Genomic DNA, 18,419 nt, shown 5'->3' with positions numbered 1-18,419 from the left:
TACAATTTCTGGCAATATTCGCATAAAATAAGGATTAAGGAAGATCGAGTTGTGCCGATAAAAATTAAACTCCCCCTATTTTAAATATTTATTAGTTTTTTCATTCTGTTCTTTCTGTCAAATAATTATTGCAGACACTCCTGAAGTAAAAAAGGCGGATAGCTCACCCTATGGTCATATAATAGCTAGTGAAGATGGCTTTGGCTTCATTTCTAATGATAACCAGCACAAGTTATTTCTGCATGGTCTTTATCAATTCGACCAAGATGCTTTTTTCAATGTGAGGGGATTAACTATAAATAATGGAGCCTCAAGTACCGAAATGATTAATCAAAATAGTATTGATCGATTTTGGATGAGACGTGTACGCCCCATTTTTAATGGTACTTTTTGGAAATATAATGACTTCTTATTCACTCCAGATTTTGGTCAGGGTCAAACTCGTGTGTTTGATGCCATTATTGATCTACATTAATTTAAAGTACTCGGTTTAAGAGCTGGAAACAAAAAAGTCTCTTAGCTGGTATCGATTGCGAGGTGCAGCTACCAACAATACAGTGGAACGTGGCTATGCAACGATGATGGGGCCTAATAGAGAATATGGCTTCGTATTCTACGGAGCGTTTGGGCCAAAGCGTAAAACTGGAGAGTCTCCATACACTTATAAATACAATAAATTCAATGATTGGTTCTCCTATGAGATCGGAGTACTAACCGGTACTTTCGATAATTCTAATCCTGGATTAAATCCTGTTTCCCCCACTGCTTTTAATTCGGAGGTAGCAAGCTTAGCGAATAAGGTATTAGAGACCCGGTTATTTACTAATCCATTTTTAAACAGTTCTTTGCCATTTTTAAATAATTTAGGATTTGGTATTGCGGGAAGTACAGAAGAAGTGAACAATCAAAAAAATCCTCCAGCGCTAGTCTCTGTGGGCCAAAATCTAATTTTCTTTTATGAAGCGGATGTAAACGGAAATGGCTCCAGAAAATGACTGCATCCTCAAGCCTTTTGGTTTCTCGGTTCTTTTGGTCTGTTTGGGGAATGGACACAAACTCAGCAAACTTTGTCAAAGGGTCAGGTTTTCCCTAATGCCAATCCCCAATTCGTTTTCTGTGAGAAACAATGCCGCTGAGATTCAAGTGGCATATAATTTGACTCAAGAACCTTTTACCTTCGGGACATTAAGACCTAATCGCAATTTTTCCCCTAGGGAGAGAGGAGCATTGGGTGCGTTTCAATTAATAGCAAGATGGTCCCAATTAGCAATGGATAATAATATTTTTAGTTATTTTATTACCGAAGGAGAGCAAACTAATTACACCTTTGCTGATCCTAGATTATCCGTTCAAAGAGCTAATACCTGGGGAATAGGGATCATAGTCATTATGACCGATATGATCAAACTAACTTTTTAGGAGGCTGCTCAACAGGAGCATTAAATGCACCTATCACACCTGGATGCTTAACCGCTAATACTATGCAACTGCTTCGACGAGTAAAGTAATAAACCGCCCAAATGAACGGGTCATTATGCAAAGAATTCAATTATCCTTCTAGAAAGTTAATTATCATTTAACTAGCAACAATAATCACTATTTGAAAAATGAATGGACTTAAATGTGCTACATTTAATAAATCAATAGTGATTTGCCTTATGTTACTCTTGTACCTGTTGGCGTCATAGGCTAACATGATTTGATAGTCGCTAAAGGATTGTTTTAATGAGCAATTTTCGTTACTTTATGTTTTTAGTTTTTTTATGTTGTTCCTTTTCGGTTCATTCAAATATAAGTGAAAAGCACAATAAAGCTTTTCGAAATTTTTGGCATCCTACTTATCTAGGAGAGCGGCTGGATTATTGTACGGTGGATGGAAAGGAATGTGGCAAGATGGTAGCAGATCATTATTGCCAAATGTTAGGTTACGATTATTCCAGCGATAATGAAATTGCTTACAATATAGGATTAACCCATTACCTCTCAACGAGCGCAACATGTAAAGGTTGGCGATGTAATGGTTTTATGACCATTGTTTGTGCTAATGGCTTATCTCATACCCCTCCAAAACCCTATCATTATCGAGAAAAGAGTTTTGCTGTCCCTCGTTTTAATGAATATCGAGTGGATTGGTGTTATGACCAAAAACGAGGTTGTGGTTCCCAAGCGGCTAATTCCTTTTGCAGCCGTATGGGTTTTATACGCGCCAAGCATTTTGTGAAAGAAAGTCAGGTAAGTGCTACAAAAACAATTGGTAGTCAGGAATTGTGTTTTGGGAATCAGTGCAATGCTTTCAAATTGATTGTGTGTTATCGATAGTAAATTGTTGAACTCTTTCTCTTTTTAGGAGAAGGAATGATAGGTGGGGTTATAAAACTTAAGGATAAGTTTATGAGTATTAATGACATAGTTTTTATCATTGATAATAATGAACGTCGCGGCAACACGCTGCGAACAATACTTGATTTTATCGGTGAATCTACTGAAGTCAGTAAGTACCGTGAGTGGCAAATTGCTGATTTTGAGCCTAATGTTATTCTGTTGGGTGCTAGCGAAGCAACCCAGGAGACTATAAATGAGCTGGATTCTTTGGTGAATAGATTTCCCAAGGTTCCAGTGATTCTTGTGGGTCAAAAATTGAATAATACTCAGTGCCTTTTACGTAATGTTGTTGCTTGCCAACCCTTCCCATTTACTTATGCTCAAATAATGGAGTCTTTGCATCAATGCCAGATTGCAAAAGAAGCAGTCAAATCGATTGTACTCAATAATCATAAAAATCCCTTACTGCGCAGCCTCGTAGGTAATAGTGTCAGTATTCGTAATGTTCGCAGATTAATAGAGCAAGTATCTGATACTGAAGCAAGTGTTCTAATTCTTGGAGAATCTGGAACTGGTAAAGAGGTTGTAGCACGTAATATCCATACTCTATCCTCACGAGCCACTAGGCCATTTATTCCTATTAACTGCGGTGCCATTCCCGGAGAATTGCTTGAAAGTGAATTATTCGGACATGAGAAAGGTGCGTTTACTGGTGCGATTACATCCCGTCAAGGACGATTTGAATTAGCAAATGGTGGTACTTTATTCCTTGATGAAATAGGTGATATGCCATTACCTATGCAAGTAAAACTATTGCGAGTATTACAGGAGCGTTGTTTTGAACGAGTAGGTTCCAATAAAAGTATTGATGTAAATGTAAGGATTATTGCTGCCACGCATAGAAATTTGGAAGAAGCAATTAAAGAAGGAAAATTTAGAGAGGATTTATTTTATAGGCTTAACGTCTTTCCTATAGAAATGCCTCCTTTAAGAGAGCGAGCTGAGGACATTCCATTATTATTTAATGAGTTGATCTCTCGTATTGAGAGCGAAAACAGACCTAGCGTACGCTTAATGCCCGATGCTATGGCTTCCTTAAGCCAGTATAGTTGGCCTGGTAATATTAGGGAGTTAGCTAATCTAGTAGAGCGTTTAACTATTTTATATCCAAAAGGAATTTTGAGTGAAGAGGATTTACCACAAAAGATACGAGGTGGCTATAAACCTTCGCAAACAGGATCTGATACATCAAGTTCTGAACGAGAAGCCTTATTTGACGTAATGAGTCAAGAGCAAATTTCGGGTACTGAGGGGATCGACTTAAAAGAACATCTAGTGAAAACTGAATTAGCTCTTATTAGCCAAGCCTTAAATGAGTCAGATTGGGTAGTTGCACATGCTGCGAGTTATTTGAATATGAGGCGAACTACTTTGGTAGAAAAAATGCGCAAATATGGACTGACGCGGCCCGAACGAGTTTGAAACGATGGTGACCTTAGAAATTTGGGTGTGATTATTAGTTGGATATTAAATAGGTATCTCCCGGGTTTCGCTGCGCTTCACCCAGGAAAGATTATGATCCGTAAGACTACTTACGGTTTGTGTCATCAGTTTTGGACTCTTCTGGAGTTACAATGGGTGGTTCAGGCTCAACTGGTGGTACAGGTTCAACCGGTGGAATAGGCTCAACTGGTGGGGCAGATTTAACCGGTGGAACAGGATCAACTTGAGTAGGTTCTGTAGGTACATGTTCTTCAACAGGTTTTTTAGATTTAGTTTCTTTAACCGGTTCTACATTTGCTTGCTCTGCTTTTGCTGCATCCTCTGCTTCTTGTGCTCTATTTTCTTTATAAGTTTGAACGATTTCACCAACACTTTTTTTAATATCTGTAAATAACTTGCTTGTCATTGAAGCTAATTCTTTGAGGTCAGGTAGTTTTGATTTAAAGTCACTCATAGCGCACTCCCTTATGTAATCTAAGTTAATTATATACCATTATCTCAAATTCAGCAGTTCCTCCAGTATTTTGAATCTTAAAGCTTTTTAGTTCCTAATTCTGCTGCCGAATCTTGGGGTGTGTTGTTCTTATTCCTGAGGAATCTTCCCTTTTTTCTTATTCCCGCTCAGGAAGGAATGCATTCTCATAAATGCAGTGAGGAATTATTTAAAAATAGATTCCCGCCTTCGCGGGAATGACATCAAAAATCACGGGAGATCTAAACCCTGGGTATGACTTATTAGCAAGAACATTAATATAGAAATGTCCCTGCGGTTCTTTTATCCCCAAGGGTGCATCAGTCGTGCTGCTGGTTTAAGTAATTTATTGGCTAGAGACGCTTTGGGAGGCACGGTTAATTTAAATGCCTTATAGTTCGCTATTTTTTCGATGATATAGTCATCACTAGTGCAGAGTTTATCGACGAGTTTCAGATCAAATGCATCTTTGGCTAGCCAATGTTCTCCTGTGGAAACCTGATCGATATCAAGTTGCTCTCGATTTGCAGCCACGTAATTTCTGAATGCCGCATGAATTTTTTCGAGATCATCCTGAGCTTTTTTCTTTCCTTTTTCAGTATTTTCACCGAAGAGTGTTAAGGTCCGTTTATATTCTCCAGCGGTTAACAATTCTACATCAATATCATGTTTTTTAAGCCATCGATGGAAATTAGGAATTTGGGCTACTACACCTATAGAGCCTATAATCGCAAAAGGTGCTGCAATAATTTTATTGGCTACACAGGACATTAAATACCCACCACTGGCAGCCATTTTATCAATACTTACCGTCAAAGGAATATTTCGATCGCGAATACGTTGGAGCTGTGAGGCAGCCAAACCGTAGCTATTGACTACACCACCAGGGCTATCCAGTCGAACTAAAACTTCGTCCCCAGCTTTTGCAATGGAGAGAATTGCCGTTATTTCCTCTCTAAGTTGTTCTACCTGAGAGGCTCGCATGTCTCCATGGAAATCAAGAACAAAAAGAGTGGGTTGTTCTTCTTTATTTTTTTTCGGTTTGGGTGTTTTTTTGCCAAGCACTTCTTTGTTCATTATGTTTATGATATGCTCATGTTGCTTATTTAAGGATGTTATTTCAAGTTTAGGTTTGGGTTTGCGGCTTAGGGAAAAGAAACCTGCAAATATTATGAGAAAGGCAATCACTACAGTCACTGATTTTAAAAGAAACATACCGTATTGTGCTAAAAATTCCATCATTAACCTTAAAAATAAAAACGAAATTATGGCTCTCAATAAGAGAGTTCGCAAGAGTTAGTTCACTACTACATTAAAAATAGGAGAAGATAACATTATGCCATCCAATGCAAAATTAAGACAAAAGAAAATTGAACACTTGCAGGATGCTAGTTTAAAGCTAATCAAACTAATAGATACTGAGTTAAAAAATGAAAAAGCTCTCCCTATAGGGCTTTTTCGTGTAGCCGCGTTAACAGAGCCACAACGTAAGGCCAAAATTGCTGAAATAGAAGAAGGAAAAGCAGATTTCACCGGAATGTCTATTTCTGAATGTGCCCAACTACTCAAATCAAGTTTAGGTGCGTTACAAGGTCATGATGAGGCCTTGTTTAGTTCGGTCCAATTTAATACCTTAAACGAAGCTAAAAACCAAAAAGATAATTATCTAGAAGTTATCAAATATATATTAAAAGGAAAATCAGAGAGCAATCAGAAAATTGCTTATTGCTTGTTGACCCTATTAAACAAAGTGAGCAAAAAAAAGGAAGCTACTCAGATGGGATCTGAGAATTTAGGCAGAATGTTTGGTCCTAACATTTTTCCATTGATTGATTTAAATGTTCCGAAAGCGGCTATGGAGCAAGCTGAAAAACAAAATACAATTTGCGCGGATTTAATTGACAACGTATCGCAGTTAACTAGACCTAATTTTAATTTGTTAAGTACACATTATGAGGCTCAAGTAAATAATCGATCAGAAAATAGATATCACTTCTTCGAGGCAAAAGGGGAGAAATTAGGTGGTATTTATACACAGTTTAAAGGTGATCATTTAAAAAGCCGAATTTTGTTGAATTTTAAAAAACAACTTGAAAAAACAACCTTAGATAATTTGGAGCAAACCATAGAGAGGTTAACTAAAACGAAAGAATATGAGGTTCTTGCTACAAGCCAAGGGTTTACAACTTGGATTTTAGGACGTGACACCTCTTCGGTAATTGCTTTCAGAGAGATGGTCGCTGAACGAAAAAGCGATCTGGAGTTTGAACAATCTTTGCAAATGAAATAAAACTTGTTTTGTTTTTTAGTTCGAGTAGTATTTCTTTATAAAGTTTAGCCCCCAGTGCAGCATTGCGGAACTCGGGAATTTAGGAGACCTAAATTTTCCGGTTCCGCTGTGCAGCACCTAGGCTACTTAAAACCAACCAATGAAGTGTATTATTTATCTATGCTCGATGTGATTAACCTTGATTTTGATTACCAGGAGCAGCCTCTTTTAAAGAAGGTAGCTTTTCATTTGCCATCAGGTGGGTTAATTCATCTACGAGGGAGAAATGGTGCTGGTAAGACGACCTTACTGAAATTAATAGCCGGTTTATATCATCCGCATTACGGTGAAATTCAATTTTTTGGTCAAAATATTGATCACGATCGAGCGGCTTATCAACGCCAAGTATGTTTTGTAGGTCACAAAACAGGGATTAATCCTAACTTGACGTTAAAAGAAAATTGTTTTTTTGATCTTCATTATCCTTCCACCTTTTTGCCTGGTATGAAGAAAGATAAATTTATCTCTTTAGAAGAGTTGGCTGCAATTTTTAAACTGGAACATCATCTTAATACCCCCTGTGGCTTATTATCTGCAGGACAGCGTAGACAAGCAGGATTGCTACGCTTGTGGTTTTCAAAGGTCAAATTGTGGCTACTAGATGAGCCTTTAGTGGCACTGGATGATAAGTCAATAGTTAGAATTATGGATAAAATAGCCGCGCATCGGAAGCAGGGTGGTTCCGTTATATTGACTTCGCACCAACAATTACCACTCAGCTCCTCTGATTATGAGGAGTATTCTTTATGATTTCAGCTTTTGCTTTATTTACTAACCAATGCAAGCGTGAGCTGCTTATTCAAGTACGACAAATTCGTTTTTTAGTCAATTCATGCTTATTTTTATTAATTTTTCTGTTTATGTTTCCTCTCACCGTGAAGCCAGAAGTTACCTTGCTTAGGACTATAGCTCCTGGTATGGTTTGGATGGCAATACTTTTCTCGTTACTGCTCTCAGCAGAGCGTTTATTTCAGCAAGATTACGAGCATGGCGTAATTGAACAATGGATTGTATCCGGTCTTTCATTACCTTTATTGATTAGTGCAAAAGTAATTGCGCACTGGTTATTCAATTTACTCCCTTTACTTGTTTTATGCCCTTTAATTGCTTTATTGTTTTCATTGACCGCATGGGAAACAGAAGTTCTTGCGCTGACTATTATTTGTGGAACCCCCGCTTTGCTTTTTCTTTGTGCCTTGGCAGCTGCCTTTGGTGTTGGAGTCAATCAAAAAGGTCTTTTAATGGCTTTGATTTTATTACCATTAACCTTGCCCTTACTTATTTTTGGAAGTGGAACTTTAAATATTGCCATGCAAGGACTGCCCATAAGTGCCTATTTGGCCTTATTATTAGCAATGTCTGTGATGGCTACGGGTTTTTTACCCTATGCAATAGCCGGTGTTATGCGTATCAGTCACATTGAATAGGTCTGTTTCCCTTTCTACTAGCTTGCCCAAACTGTCCCGATTTTCTGCGTTCCGATGCTCACATACTTTATGTATGCTGCGCTTCAGTAGTCGCAAATCGAGCCATTTGGGCTCAAGCTAGCGAAAGGGAAACAGACCGTAAGTGTTTGCGAATAGGTGGATACGTGATAAAATCCGGTTTTTTTGATTTCAATTATTCCTATGTGGAAATTATTATACCAACTGGCTTCGCCTAAGTTATTTTATAGTTTTACTGGACGTCTCACTCCAATCTTAGCAGTGGGTGCTTTAGTAACGTTACTTGTTGGTATTATTTGGGGATTGGTATTTACACCGCCTGATTATCAACAAGGCGATGCATTTCGAATTATCTATGTCCATGTTCCCAGTGCATTTTTGTCCATGATGCTTTACGCCTGGATGGGATTTTTAGCGGTATTGCTTTTGGTGTGGCGTATTAAAATCGCCGGTCTTTTAATTAATATTGTGGCCCAAATTGGTCTTAGTATGGCTTTTCTGGCGCTGGTCACCGGAAGTATTTGGGGGAAACCCATGTGGGGCGCTTGGTGGGTTTGGGATGCTCGTTTAACGTCTGAATTGATCCTTTTATTGCTTTATGCTGCGATTTTAGCAACTCATTATGCTATTAAAAACAAAGAAGATGGTGACAAAATTATTGCCATCTTAACCTTAGTTGGAATTATTGACTTACCAATTATTCATTATTCCGTTTATTGGTGGAATACCTTACACCAAGGATCTACTTTATCAGTTTTTGCCAAACCTAAAATTGATGGGAGCATGTTATATCCTTTATTGATAACCATAGCTGGATTTTTTTTATATTGTCTGTGGATTATTTTAGAGAAAGCACGTCAAGAATTGTTAATTAGGGAAAAAAGACAAGCTTGGGTCAAGGTTCAGTTTGAAGGGGAAGTTAAATGAATCAATTTTTAGAATGGTTGGCAATGGGGGGGTATTCCATCTATGTCTGGCCTGCTTATGGTTTGGTTTGTGTTGTTTTAGTAATGAATTTATTAGGTATGAAATGGAAAGGAAAACAAACACGTCAAAAATTACAACAATGGTTTAAGCGATAAAAATGACTCCAGTACGCAGACGCAAGATAAAGATTCTCGCATTTAGCTTGTCTATTTTATCCATTGCTGCGGCGTTGGTTCTATATGCTTTAAGGCAAAATATCAGCCTGTTTTATGCTCCAACCCAAGTTGTAGCAGGGGAAGCACCAAAACAACATACAATTCGAGTAGGGGGTATGGTAGAGAAAGGTTCCATCGTCCGTTCGAAAAATAGTTTGAATGTAACGTTTAAAATAACTGATTTTGATCAAACAATTACCGTAACTTATATGGGAATTCTTCCTGATTTGTTTCGAGAGGGGCAGGGGGTAGTTGCTGAAGGGCAGCTGCTTGATAATCAACATTTTCGTGCCTCACAAGTATTGGCGAAACATGATGCAAATTATATGCCGCCGGAAGTGAAAGCCGCTTTATCTAAAAAGGTACACTCATGATTGCAGAATTAGGGGTTTTTTCTTTAATTTTGGCTTTACTTTCTTCCATAATGCTTGCATTGGTTCCGCTTGCAGGGTTGCAATTAAAACGCAGTAACTGGATGGACGCTGCAGGCATTTATGTGGTTTCCCAGTTTTTCTTTATTGCCTTGTCTTATTTGTTCCTTACTCTTTGTTTTTTAAAGAATGATTTTTCAGTAATTTATGTACTTAGTAATTCCAGTATTTCCTTACCTTGGTTTTACAAACTTTGCGCTGTTTGGGGTGGGCATGAGGGTTCTATGCTGTTATGGGTCGGCATTCTTAGTTTTTGGATGTTACTTGTAGCCTTTTGCAGTACAGGACTCGACAAGGCGATGCGGACTCGCGTTTTAGTAGTTCTTGGATGGCTTAGTATAGGTTTTATTTTGTTTTTACTAACCACCTCCAATCCTTTTTTACGTCAATTTCAAGTTTTAGATACTCAGGGCCGTGATTTAAACCCTCTGTTACAAGACCCCGGATTTTTATTTCATCCACCCATGTTGTATATGGGCTATGTTGGTTTTTCAGTTGCTTTTGCTTTTGCTATTGCAGCACTTTGGGCTGGAAAGGTAGAAACCAGTTGGTCCAAATGGACTAGGCCCTGGACTCTAGCTGCCTGGTGTTGTTTAACTGCAGGGATTACTTTAGGAAGTTGGTGGGCCTATCGTGAATTAGGCTGGGGAGGGTGGTGGTTTTGGGACCCAGTAGAGAATGCTTCGTTTATGCCTTGGCTAGTAGGAACTGCTTTATTGCATTCTTTGGCAGTTACGGAGCAACGTCAACAATTTAAAGCGTGGACTATGTTGTTGGCAATTGCAGCATTTTCTTTAAGTTTAATTGGTACTTTTCTGGTACGTTCCGGTGTTCTCACCTCAGTTCATGCCTTTGCTGTAGATCCACAGCGTGGATTATACATTTTAGGTTTTTTAATATTTGTTATTGGCGGATCTTTATTATTGTTTCTCTTTAGAGCACAAAATTTGCAGTCAGGCAGTAACCCAAGTCCTTTTTCGAGAGAAAGTGCTTTGTTATTAAATAACGTTTTTTTAGTGGTAATTATGCTTACTGTTTTAATGGGAACAGTATATCCGCTGCTTGTTGAAGGATTAGGACTGGGTAAATTATCTGTAGGCGCTCCTTATTTTAATGCGGTTTTTGTTCCATTGATGATTCCTCTTTTGTTATTGATGGGAATTGGTATTCATTTAAGATGGAATAGTGATCGTTGGCGAGATGTGTTAAAGAAACTTTGGAAAACTGCATTTCTCAGTGTTTTATTTCCTTTCGTTTTATTGCTTACTACTTCCAGAGAATTTGACATTGCTGCCTTTATGGGTTTAAGTCTGGCTTCCTGGGTGATTTTAAGCACGATTCAAGCGGCTTACAAACGGATTTACGAGCGTGGCTTATTTCAGGTAGGGCAAGCTTATTGGGGAATGATTCTAGCGCATTTAGGTGTGGCTACTACGGTAATTGGTATAGCAGTGTCCACAGCGTATGGCGTGCAAGATGATGTGCAAATGGAGCCAGGGAAAAAGGTTAGCCTGCAAGGTTATTCTATCGAGTTTGTGCAGCAAGAGTCATTATCAGGCCCTAACTATAAAGGAACCAAAGCGCAATTTAAAATAAATTATCAAGGTAGGACGAAGATGATTTATCCTGAGAAAAGGCTGTACACAATAGGGCAAATGCCTATGACTGAATCGGCAATTGATGTAACACCTTTTAGAGATATTTACATTGCCCTCGGTGAACCATTAACGAGTGATTCATGGTCGGTAAGACTCTATTATAAACCTTTAATCCGCTGGATTTGGGCAGGTGGATTCATGATTTTAGCGGGTGGCTTTTTTGCATTGACTGACAGACGATATTATCAAAAAAGACAGTCGGTTGTGGGTGCTGTACAGGAGTTAAAAGCATGAAAAAAATAGGATGGAAGGTTATTCCAATTGCTCTTTTTTTGCTGCTATGTGTTTTCCTTTGGCGCGGTTTATCTCTAAACCCACACGAGCTACCTTCAGTTCAGCTGGGAAAGGCATTGCCTGAGTTTAGTTTACCCCAATTGCAGGATCCGAATTCCTTTTTTAATTCAAATCAATTACGCGATCAGGTACTTTTGTTAAATGTTTGGGCCAGTTGGTGCGCGGCTTGTATTGATGAGCAGGTGTTTATGTTGCAACTGGCGCGTGAAGGAATACCCATTTATGGGTTAAATTATAAAGACAAAGCAAATGATGCACTCCGATGGTTAGAGCAATGGGGAAATCCCTATAAGCTCATTATCCAGGACCAAGATGGAAAGGTTGCGATTGATTTGGGAGTTTATGGGGCACCGGAGACTTTTGTGGTGGATAAGAAAGGAGTCATTCGCTATCGACATGCAGGAGTTTTGACTCAAGAAGTCTGGTTAAAAGAGGTTTTACCTTTGATAAAACAATTGGAGCAGACATCATGAGAATAGACAAAATTTTGTTTGGATTGTTACTTTTTTTATGCTCATCTATTTGGGCAAACAGCACTTATCCTTTGGATTCAGCTCAAAAGGAAGCTCAGTTTAACCATCTACTCAAAGATTTGCGGTGCCTGGTTTGTCAAAATCAAGACTTGGCTGACTCCAATGCTGAATTAGCCAAAGACCTGCGTGCTCAAGTGTATCAAATGGTTAAACAAGGTAAAAGTGATAGTGAAATTAGTGATTACCTAACTGCTCGTTATGGTGATTTTATCCTATTCAAACCACCTGTTAAGTCGGTAACTTTTTTACTGTGGTTTGGACCTCTTTTATTTTTATTATTAGGGTTTGTTATTTTTTGGCGAACTTGTTTTAGAACCCGAGAGAAGAAGCATACTTCACTTGAACTAGGTTAGTGAGTCATGGGATTGGGCTCTCGCGAACCCAGGTACTGTTTAAAATTAGTGAGTTTCTTATGAATGAATGGTGGTTATTGGGATTATTAGCAGGTCTAGCAGGACTGGCCTGTATGATTATAATTTATCCATTCAGACGTCATTTTATAACGGGTTTGTTGTTGGTTCCGGTTATATTTTTGGTGGCATTTATTGGATATTATTATTGGGGTGGATTTGGTGGATGGCAAAAATACATTCAACATCGGAACGCTCAGGAACAAGCTAAAAAAATGCTGGAATCAGTTAAAAGCCCGCAAGAGTTAATCGATAAATTACGCGCAAAATTGGATGATACTCCTAAGAGTGCTAAAGGATGGTATCTATTGGGACGTTTGTATAATAGCCAAGATAAACGGCAAAACGCTGTAGAGGCTTTTTCGAAAGCATATCAATTTTATCCAGATGATGAACAATATGCCGTCAATTATGCACATAGCTTGTGGGTTCTGAATAACCAACAATTTACCGAACAAATTACCGAAATATTTAGTCGATTATTAAAAAATAATCCAAATCAGCCAGATGCACTAGCTATGCTTGCGATGGATGCTTTTGTGAGTCATGCTTATGAGGATGCAATTAATTATTGGCAACGTTTATTAAAACTGGCGCCAGAACAATCAGAAGAAGCGAATGCAATTCGAAAAGCCATTGCTAAAGCTGAAGAGCATATTAGATTACGATAAATGCCAAAATAAATTAAGACCTAAACCTGTCATTTGAAAAAACTTCATTAGAGTCATTCGGAAGTACGTTGGTAACGAAAACACGTCCTTCCGAAAAGAACAAAAAATTACATACATTAATAATCTGTTCTTTAAGATATGAAACCCTTCCTAATTGTAATGCAATTAATTTTAAATCTGCTAGTCTATAAGTAGGCATCGGAATTTTAAGGAGAAAATGATGTATAAGAGGGTATTATTTGCTACTGACTTTGATGAAGTTGGTATTATAGCAGCGCATAAAGCAAAAAAAATTGCTGATGAAAATGGCGCTGATTTGATATTAGTTCATGTCGTAGAACCCATTCCTGCATATGCATATCCTGGTTTTGCCGGATTTGCTGAGGTTGAATTATCCATTCGTGAGCAAGCCGAAAAAGAACTCAATGAATTGGGTGAAAAGTTGGGGGTTGATGCAAAACACCGATTTATTGAATTTGGTTCCACCAAAAATGAAATTTTAAGAGTTGCGCATGAGCGACATATCGATTTGATTGTTACCGGAAGTCATGGAAAACATGGGCTTTCATTATTATTAGGTTCAACAGCAAACTCAATTTTGCATGGAGCTCAATGTGATGTATTGATTGTCCGCTCTATTCATCCAGAAAAATCATAAGAATAGTACCAGAGCAGCAAAGCGAATCCAGAGAATAATTTCCATTAGGAACCTAGGTTACGCTTTGTTTGCCCCAAATTTGCAGGGAATTCTAATAGTTTCTTTTCAATCTTTTAATTTCTCAACTGGACAGAAAACAAGTATACTACTTGCATTCGAGTTACACGATTGAATTATTATGAAATTGTTGCGCGGGATTCAACATTTTTCTGCTTTTGATAAAGGTGTGGTAGCTACTATTGGTAACTTTGATGGCGTGCATTTAGGTCATCAAAATCTTATTAGGACTTTAAGAAATAAAGCAAATGACTTAAAGTTACCTTTAGTTCTTATTCTATTTGAACCACAGCCTAGAGAATATTTCCAACAGGAAAAAGCGCCTGCACGACTCTCCAGTTTAAGAGAAAAATTAGAGGTTTTAGGCTCATGTCAGATTGACTATGTATACTGTTTAAAATTTAATAGTGTATTAGCGGAAACATCTGCGACTGATTTTGCACGCACCTATTTGTTTTCTACACTCCATGTAAAATATTTGCTCATAGGTGAAGATTTTCGTTTTGGTAAAAATAGAGAAGGTGATGTGCGCTTATTGAAAGAGCTCAGTTCTCAGTATGCCTGCGATGTGAATATTTATTCAAATTTTTGTATTAATGAAAACCGAATCAGCTCCACTCGAATTAGAACAGCATTACAGCATGGTGAGTTGAATACAGCTACCAAATACCTGGGTAGACCTTATAGTATTTGTGGGCGTGTGTTACATGGAGATGGACGAGGGCGTCAGTGGGGAATCCCTACTGCCAATCTGGCTCTGAACCGATACTCGTTACCTTTACAGGGGGTATTTGCAGTTCAGGTTCGAATTGCTAACCAAATAGTATATGGTGTTGCTAATGTGGGACGTCGTCCTACAGTAGATGGCAGTAAGAATATTTTGGAAGTGCATTTATTCGATTTTGATCAGTCTATCTATGGTGAATTATTGCAAGTGTTTTTCTTGCACAAATTGCGTGATGAGGTTAAATTCACTTCGGTGGATGCTTTAATTGCGCAGATATATGATGATATTGCGGTGGCGAAAGAATTCCTCAAGAATTGTAATGAACTACCCCTATATCAAAGCTAGGTTTAGATTTAGTGCAGGTTAAATAAAAAATATTTTGGCCCAATGATGATGTGCGGTTTTTTTAAAATGTTTTTTATATAACATGCATCAAATGAGAGCTATTCTGATACGGGGTGAATAGTCACCAAAAGTTTAACGATTTTGCAGAGCGAATTTCTTATGGCAGAATATAAAGATACATTGAATCTTCCCAATACTTCATTTCCGATGAAGGCAAGTCTAGCTACTCGAGAGCCTGAGGTTTTGGCTGATTGGCAGGCAAAAAAAATATATGAAAAAATTCGTAAAGCCCGTTCCGGAAGTAAGCGCTTCATTCTGCATGATGGTCCTCCTTATGCGAATGGTCACTTACACTGCGGTCATGCCTTAAATAAAATACTTAAAGATATTATCGTTAAATCCAAATCGCTTAGCGGGTATGATGCACCCTTTGTTCCTGGATGGGACTGTCACGGGTTACCTATTGAGCTTAATGTAGAGAAAAAGATAGGCCGAGTTGGGGATAAGGTATCTGCTAGAGAGTTTCGTGCCAAATGCCGTGAATATGCAGCGAGCCAAATTGATATTCAACGCGATGAATTTCAAAGACTTGGGGTTTTTGGTGATTGGTATAATCCTTATGTCACTATGGATTTTCGCTATGAAGCCAATATTGTTCGTGCATTAGGTCTTATGATTAAAAACGGTCATTTGCAACAAGGTTTTAAACCGGTACATTGGTGTATTGATTGTGGTTCTGCTTTAGCGGAAGCGGAAGTCGACTATGATGAGAAAACTTCTCCATCGATTGATGTCACTTTTTTTGCAGTAAATCCTGAAGAGTTTATTCATTTGTTTCCAGGAAAGGCAGAAATAAAACCACTGGGCCTTCCTATTTGGACAACAACCCCATGGAGTTTACCTGCTAATGAAGCGGTATGTTTGCATCCCGCAATCGACTATTCTTTAGTAGATACGGGTGATGCATATTGGATACTTGCTACTGATTTGGTTGAATCAGCGATGGCTCGTTATGGAATGACGCAATATACCGTTCGTGGCGCGGTAAAAGGAAAGGTATTTGAACATTTGAAATTGAAACATCCTCTATATAATCGTTTTGTCCCTGTGGTATTAGGTGAGCACGTAACTACTGAATCCGGCACAGGAAGTGTTCATACAGCACCTGCTCATGGACCAGATGATTACTTAGTTGGTAAAGCCTATAATTTGCCGTTAATTAATCCAGTTAAAGGAAATGGTTGTTTTGCTGATGATGTAGAACTGTTTGCGGGTCTGTCTGTTTTAAAGGCTAATGATACTATTTTGAATGCTTTAGCGGAACATGGTGTGCTTTTAGCTAAAGAAAATATTAGACATAGTTACCCCCATTGCTGGCGGCATAAATCACCGATGATTTTCTTGGCCACGCCTCAATGGTTTATCTCTATGGATAAAAGCCAATTAAGAGAACATATTCTCAAAGAAATCGATAAAGTAACTTGGGTTCCTGATTGGGGTAAGGCTCGAATTAGCAATATGGTTGAAAATAGACCTGATTGGTGTATATCAAGGCAAAGAGCATGGGGTACACCTATGCCTTTATTTGTACATAGCTCGACGCGTGAATTGCATCCTGATACATTAGAGCTTATCGAAAAAGTAGCCTTGCTTATTGAAAAATCCGGGATCGATGCCTGGTTCGAAATGGATATAAAAGAATTACTTGGAAAGGATGCTGAGTTTTATGAAAAAATTAATGACACTATGGACGTGTGGTTTGACTCCGGAGTAACCCATTTTTCTGTTCTAAAGCAAAATGAGGCTTTGGCTTTCCCTGCAGATATTTATTTTGAAGGTTCGGATCAACATCGCGGCTGGTTTAACTCTTCGTTAACCACTTCCGTAGCAATGTATGGTGTGGCTCCTTATAAAACCGTATTGACTCATGGATATACCGTGGATGCTGAAGGTAAAAAGCTTTCTAAATCCAAAGGAAACTATGTTGCTTTAGATAAATTAGTCAATCAACACGGTGCTGATATTTTACGTTTATGGGTGGCGTCTACAGATTATCGACATGAAGTGAGCATTTCAGATGAAATTATAAAGAGAAATGCAGATGCTTATCGCAGAATTCGTAATACGGCCCGCTTTTTGCTTGCGAATTTATTTGATTTTGATCCAACCAAGGATTGTGTACATGTCAAAGATCTTCTGGAATTGGATAAATGGGCATTAAAACGAACTCAGCTCTTGCAAGATGAAATTATAGAAGCCTATGAAAACTATCAATTCCATATTATTTATCAGAAGATTCATAATTTCTGTGCGGTAGATATGGGAAGCTTTTATCTGGATTTAATTAAGGACAGACAATATACCACCGCAAAAGAAAGCAAAGCCCGACGGTCTTGTCAAACTGCTATGTACCACATTATTAGGGCCTTTACTCTTTGGATAGCTCCCATATTATCCTTTACAGCTGAGGAGATAAGCCGCTATATACCGGGTTATAAACAAGAATCAGTCTTTACGGAGCTTTGGTATGATGCTTGGCCAAAGATTGATGATGTGAACATGACGGATTGGGAAGAACTGCATGTAATTCGCGACGAAGTTAATAAAGCTTTGGAAGAAACACGTCAAAGGGGCGAAATCGGTTCCGCTTTAGCTGCCGAGGTAAATTTATATGCGGATAACAAAGTATTCCCTAAACTGACTCGTTTGGGCGAGGAATTGCGCTTTTTATTAATTACATCAGATGCAGCAGTACAACCCATGGATTCAGCTCCTGCTGGGCTGTCTGCCACAGCCTATGGTTTTGCGATTGCGGTTTCAGCAAGTGCCCATGAAAAATGTGCTCGTTGCTGGCATAGACGACCTGATGTGGGACAAGATGCGCAACATCCTGAGCTCTGTTTACGTTGTGTCAGTAATATCAGTGGGCAAGAGGAAAAGAGACAATTTATATGAAAAAATGGCCATGGTTTATATTAAGTCTTTTTGTAGTTATTTGTGATCAAGTAAGTAAATACTTGGTGGAGTTTTTTTTAACACCCTATAAACCATTAGCTGTTTTCCCAATGTTTAACCTTACTTTGGCTTATAACTCCGGCGCAGCATTTAGTTTTTTAAGCGGCGCTGGAAATTGGCATCGATGGTTTTTTGCCAGTTTCAGTTTAATTGTGAGCGGTATTCTAGCTATTTGGTTATATCGTACTGCAAGTCAGGCAAAGTTACTTTTGGCTGGAATAAGTCTTATTTTAGGGGGGGCGATAGGTAATTTGTTCGACAGAGCCTACCATGGTTATGTCATTGACTTTATAGATGTATATTACAAACATCATCATTTTGCTACTTTTAATATAGCAGATAGCGCGATTTGTATTGGGGCTGGATTTTTTATTTTGGATTTATTAATTAATAAAAGTAATTAATTA

Annotated in this window: 21 protein-coding genes; 19 read left to right on the top strand and 2 right to left on the bottom strand. The window is 38.3% G+C overall.

From position 1 onward, the window contains the following. Positions 1-322 precede the first annotated feature (322 nt). The 5 genes from HBNCFIEN_RS10480 to HBNCFIEN_RS10460 all read left to right on the top strand — a co-directional run bounded on the left by HBNCFIEN_RS10480 (position 323) and on the right by HBNCFIEN_RS10460 (position 3,804). Entirely contained in the window at positions 323-475 is a 153-nt protein-coding gene (locus tag HBNCFIEN_RS10480) for a hypothetical protein (RefSeq protein ID WP_182391037.1), read from the top strand. Positions 476-530: 55 nt separating this feature from the next. Continuing rightward, entirely contained in the window at positions 531-995 is a 465-nt protein-coding gene (locus HBNCFIEN_RS10475) for a hypothetical protein (protein WP_182391036.1), read from the top strand. Between the two features lie 97 nt (positions 996-1,092). Further along, on the top strand, positions 1,093-1,419 hold the full coding sequence (locus HBNCFIEN_RS10470; RefSeq protein ID WP_182391035.1) for a hypothetical protein: 327 nt from the start codon (positions 1,093-1,095) through the stop codon (positions 1,417-1,419). Positions 1,420-1,725: 306 nt separating this feature from the next. Further along, entirely contained in the window at positions 1,726-2,319 is a 594-nt protein-coding gene (locus HBNCFIEN_RS10465; RefSeq protein ID WP_182391034.1) for a hypothetical protein, read from the top strand. 72 nt (positions 2,320-2,391) lie between these two features. Continuing rightward, positions 2,392-3,804, top strand: coding sequence for a sigma-54 dependent transcriptional regulator (locus tag HBNCFIEN_RS10460; protein WP_182391033.1), 1,413 nt, complete (start codon positions 2,392-2,394; stop codon positions 3,802-3,804). A 106-nt stretch (positions 3,805-3,910) separates the two neighbouring features. Here the strand turns inward: HBNCFIEN_RS10460 and HBNCFIEN_RS10455 are convergent, their stop codons facing one another. Together HBNCFIEN_RS10455 and sohB are read right to left on the bottom strand one after the other, a co-directional pair. Continuing rightward, positions 3,911-4,279, bottom strand: a complete 369-nt coding sequence (locus HBNCFIEN_RS10455) for a hypothetical protein (RefSeq protein ID WP_182391032.1) — start codon at positions 4,277-4,279, stop codon at positions 3,911-3,913. Positions 4,280-4,600: 321 nt separating this feature from the next. Next, a complete protein-coding gene (gene sohB / locus HBNCFIEN_RS10450) occupies positions 4,601-5,536 on the bottom strand; it encodes a protease SohB (RefSeq protein WP_182393678.1) in 936 nt (311 codons plus the stop codon). Between the two features lie 97 nt (positions 5,537-5,633). On the opposite strand from sohB, the gene HBNCFIEN_RS10445 reads away from it, so the two are divergent. The 14 genes from HBNCFIEN_RS10445 (at position 5,634) to lspA (ending at position 18,416) form a co-directional block, all read left to right on the top strand. Then, a complete protein-coding gene (locus tag HBNCFIEN_RS10445; RefSeq protein WP_182391031.1) occupies positions 5,634-6,587 on the top strand; it encodes a RhoGAP domain-containing protein in 954 nt (317 codons plus the stop codon). Positions 6,588-6,746: 159 nt separating this feature from the next. After that, entirely contained in the window at positions 6,747-7,376 is a 630-nt protein-coding gene (gene ccmA / locus HBNCFIEN_RS10440; protein WP_182393677.1) for a heme ABC exporter ATP-binding protein CcmA, read from the top strand. Further along, positions 7,373-8,053 carry a heme exporter protein CcmB gene (gene ccmB, locus HBNCFIEN_RS10435; protein ID WP_182391030.1) on the top strand — a complete coding sequence of 227 codons (681 nt, stop codon included), beginning with the start codon at positions 7,373-7,375 and terminating at the stop codon, positions 8,051-8,053. The genes ccmA and ccmB overlap by 4 nt, the downstream gene beginning before the upstream one ends. Positions 8,054-8,254: 201 nt before the next feature. Beyond that, on the top strand, positions 8,255-8,998 hold the full coding sequence (ccmC, locus tag HBNCFIEN_RS10430) for a heme ABC transporter permease CcmC (RefSeq protein ID WP_182391029.1): 744 nt from the start codon (positions 8,255-8,257) through the stop codon (positions 8,996-8,998). Then, positions 8,995-9,153 (top strand): heme exporter protein CcmD, encoded by a 159-nt coding sequence (gene ccmD, locus HBNCFIEN_RS10425; protein WP_058468303.1) that lies wholly within the window; start codon positions 8,995-8,997, stop codon positions 9,151-9,153. Before ccmC ends, ccmD begins: the two co-directional genes overlap by 4 nt. Before the next feature lie 2 nt (positions 9,154-9,155). Beyond that, complete coding sequence (gene ccmE, locus HBNCFIEN_RS10420; protein WP_182391028.1) at positions 9,156-9,587, top strand: cytochrome c maturation protein CcmE; 432 nt, start codon at positions 9,156-9,158, stop codon at positions 9,585-9,587. Then, complete coding sequence (locus HBNCFIEN_RS10415) at positions 9,584-11,536, top strand: heme lyase CcmF/NrfE family subunit (protein WP_182391027.1); 1,953 nt, start codon at positions 9,584-9,586, stop codon at positions 11,534-11,536. The genes ccmE and HBNCFIEN_RS10415 overlap by 4 nt, the downstream gene beginning before the upstream one ends. After that, on the top strand, positions 11,533-12,069 hold the full coding sequence (locus HBNCFIEN_RS10410) for a DsbE family thiol:disulfide interchange protein (RefSeq protein ID WP_182391026.1): 537 nt from the start codon (positions 11,533-11,535) through the stop codon (positions 12,067-12,069). Before HBNCFIEN_RS10415 ends, HBNCFIEN_RS10410 begins: the two co-directional genes overlap by 4 nt. Then, positions 12,066-12,482 carry a cytochrome c-type biogenesis protein gene (locus HBNCFIEN_RS10405; protein ID WP_182391025.1) on the top strand — a complete coding sequence of 139 codons (417 nt, stop codon included), beginning with the start codon at positions 12,066-12,068 and terminating at the stop codon, positions 12,480-12,482. Before HBNCFIEN_RS10410 ends, HBNCFIEN_RS10405 begins: the two co-directional genes overlap by 4 nt. Before the next feature lie 59 nt (positions 12,483-12,541). Beyond that, complete coding sequence (locus HBNCFIEN_RS10400) at positions 12,542-13,210, top strand: tetratricopeptide repeat protein (RefSeq protein ID WP_182391024.1); 669 nt, start codon at positions 12,542-12,544, stop codon at positions 13,208-13,210. A 220-nt stretch (positions 13,211-13,430) separates the two neighbouring features. Further along, positions 13,431-13,868 carry a universal stress protein gene (locus HBNCFIEN_RS10395; RefSeq protein WP_182393676.1) on the top strand — a complete coding sequence of 146 codons (438 nt, stop codon included), beginning with the start codon at positions 13,431-13,433 and terminating at the stop codon, positions 13,866-13,868. Positions 13,869-14,046: 178 nt separating this feature from the next. Continuing rightward, a complete protein-coding gene (gene ribF / locus HBNCFIEN_RS10390) occupies positions 14,047-14,997 on the top strand; it encodes a bifunctional riboflavin kinase/FAD synthetase (RefSeq protein ID WP_182391023.1) in 951 nt (316 codons plus the stop codon). Between the two features lie 159 nt (positions 14,998-15,156). Then, positions 15,157-17,952 (top strand): isoleucine--tRNA ligase, encoded by a 2,796-nt coding sequence (gene ileS / locus HBNCFIEN_RS10385; RefSeq protein WP_182391022.1) that lies wholly within the window; start codon positions 15,157-15,159, stop codon positions 17,950-17,952. Next, the gene (gene lspA / locus HBNCFIEN_RS10380; protein WP_182391021.1) at positions 17,949-18,416 is read left to right on the top strand and encodes a signal peptidase II; all 468 of its coding nucleotides are present in this window, start codon (positions 17,949-17,951) and stop codon (positions 18,414-18,416) included. The genes ileS and lspA overlap by 4 nt, the downstream gene beginning before the upstream one ends. Positions 18,417-18,419 lie beyond the last annotated feature (3 nt).

Source organism: Legionella sp. PC997 (genome assembly GCF_014109825.1).
GTDB lineage: Bacteria > Pseudomonadota > Gammaproteobacteria > Legionellales > Legionellaceae > Legionella.
Note: the sequence above shows the minus strand (reverse complement) of the source record. Positions and strands in the feature narration are given on the sequence as shown.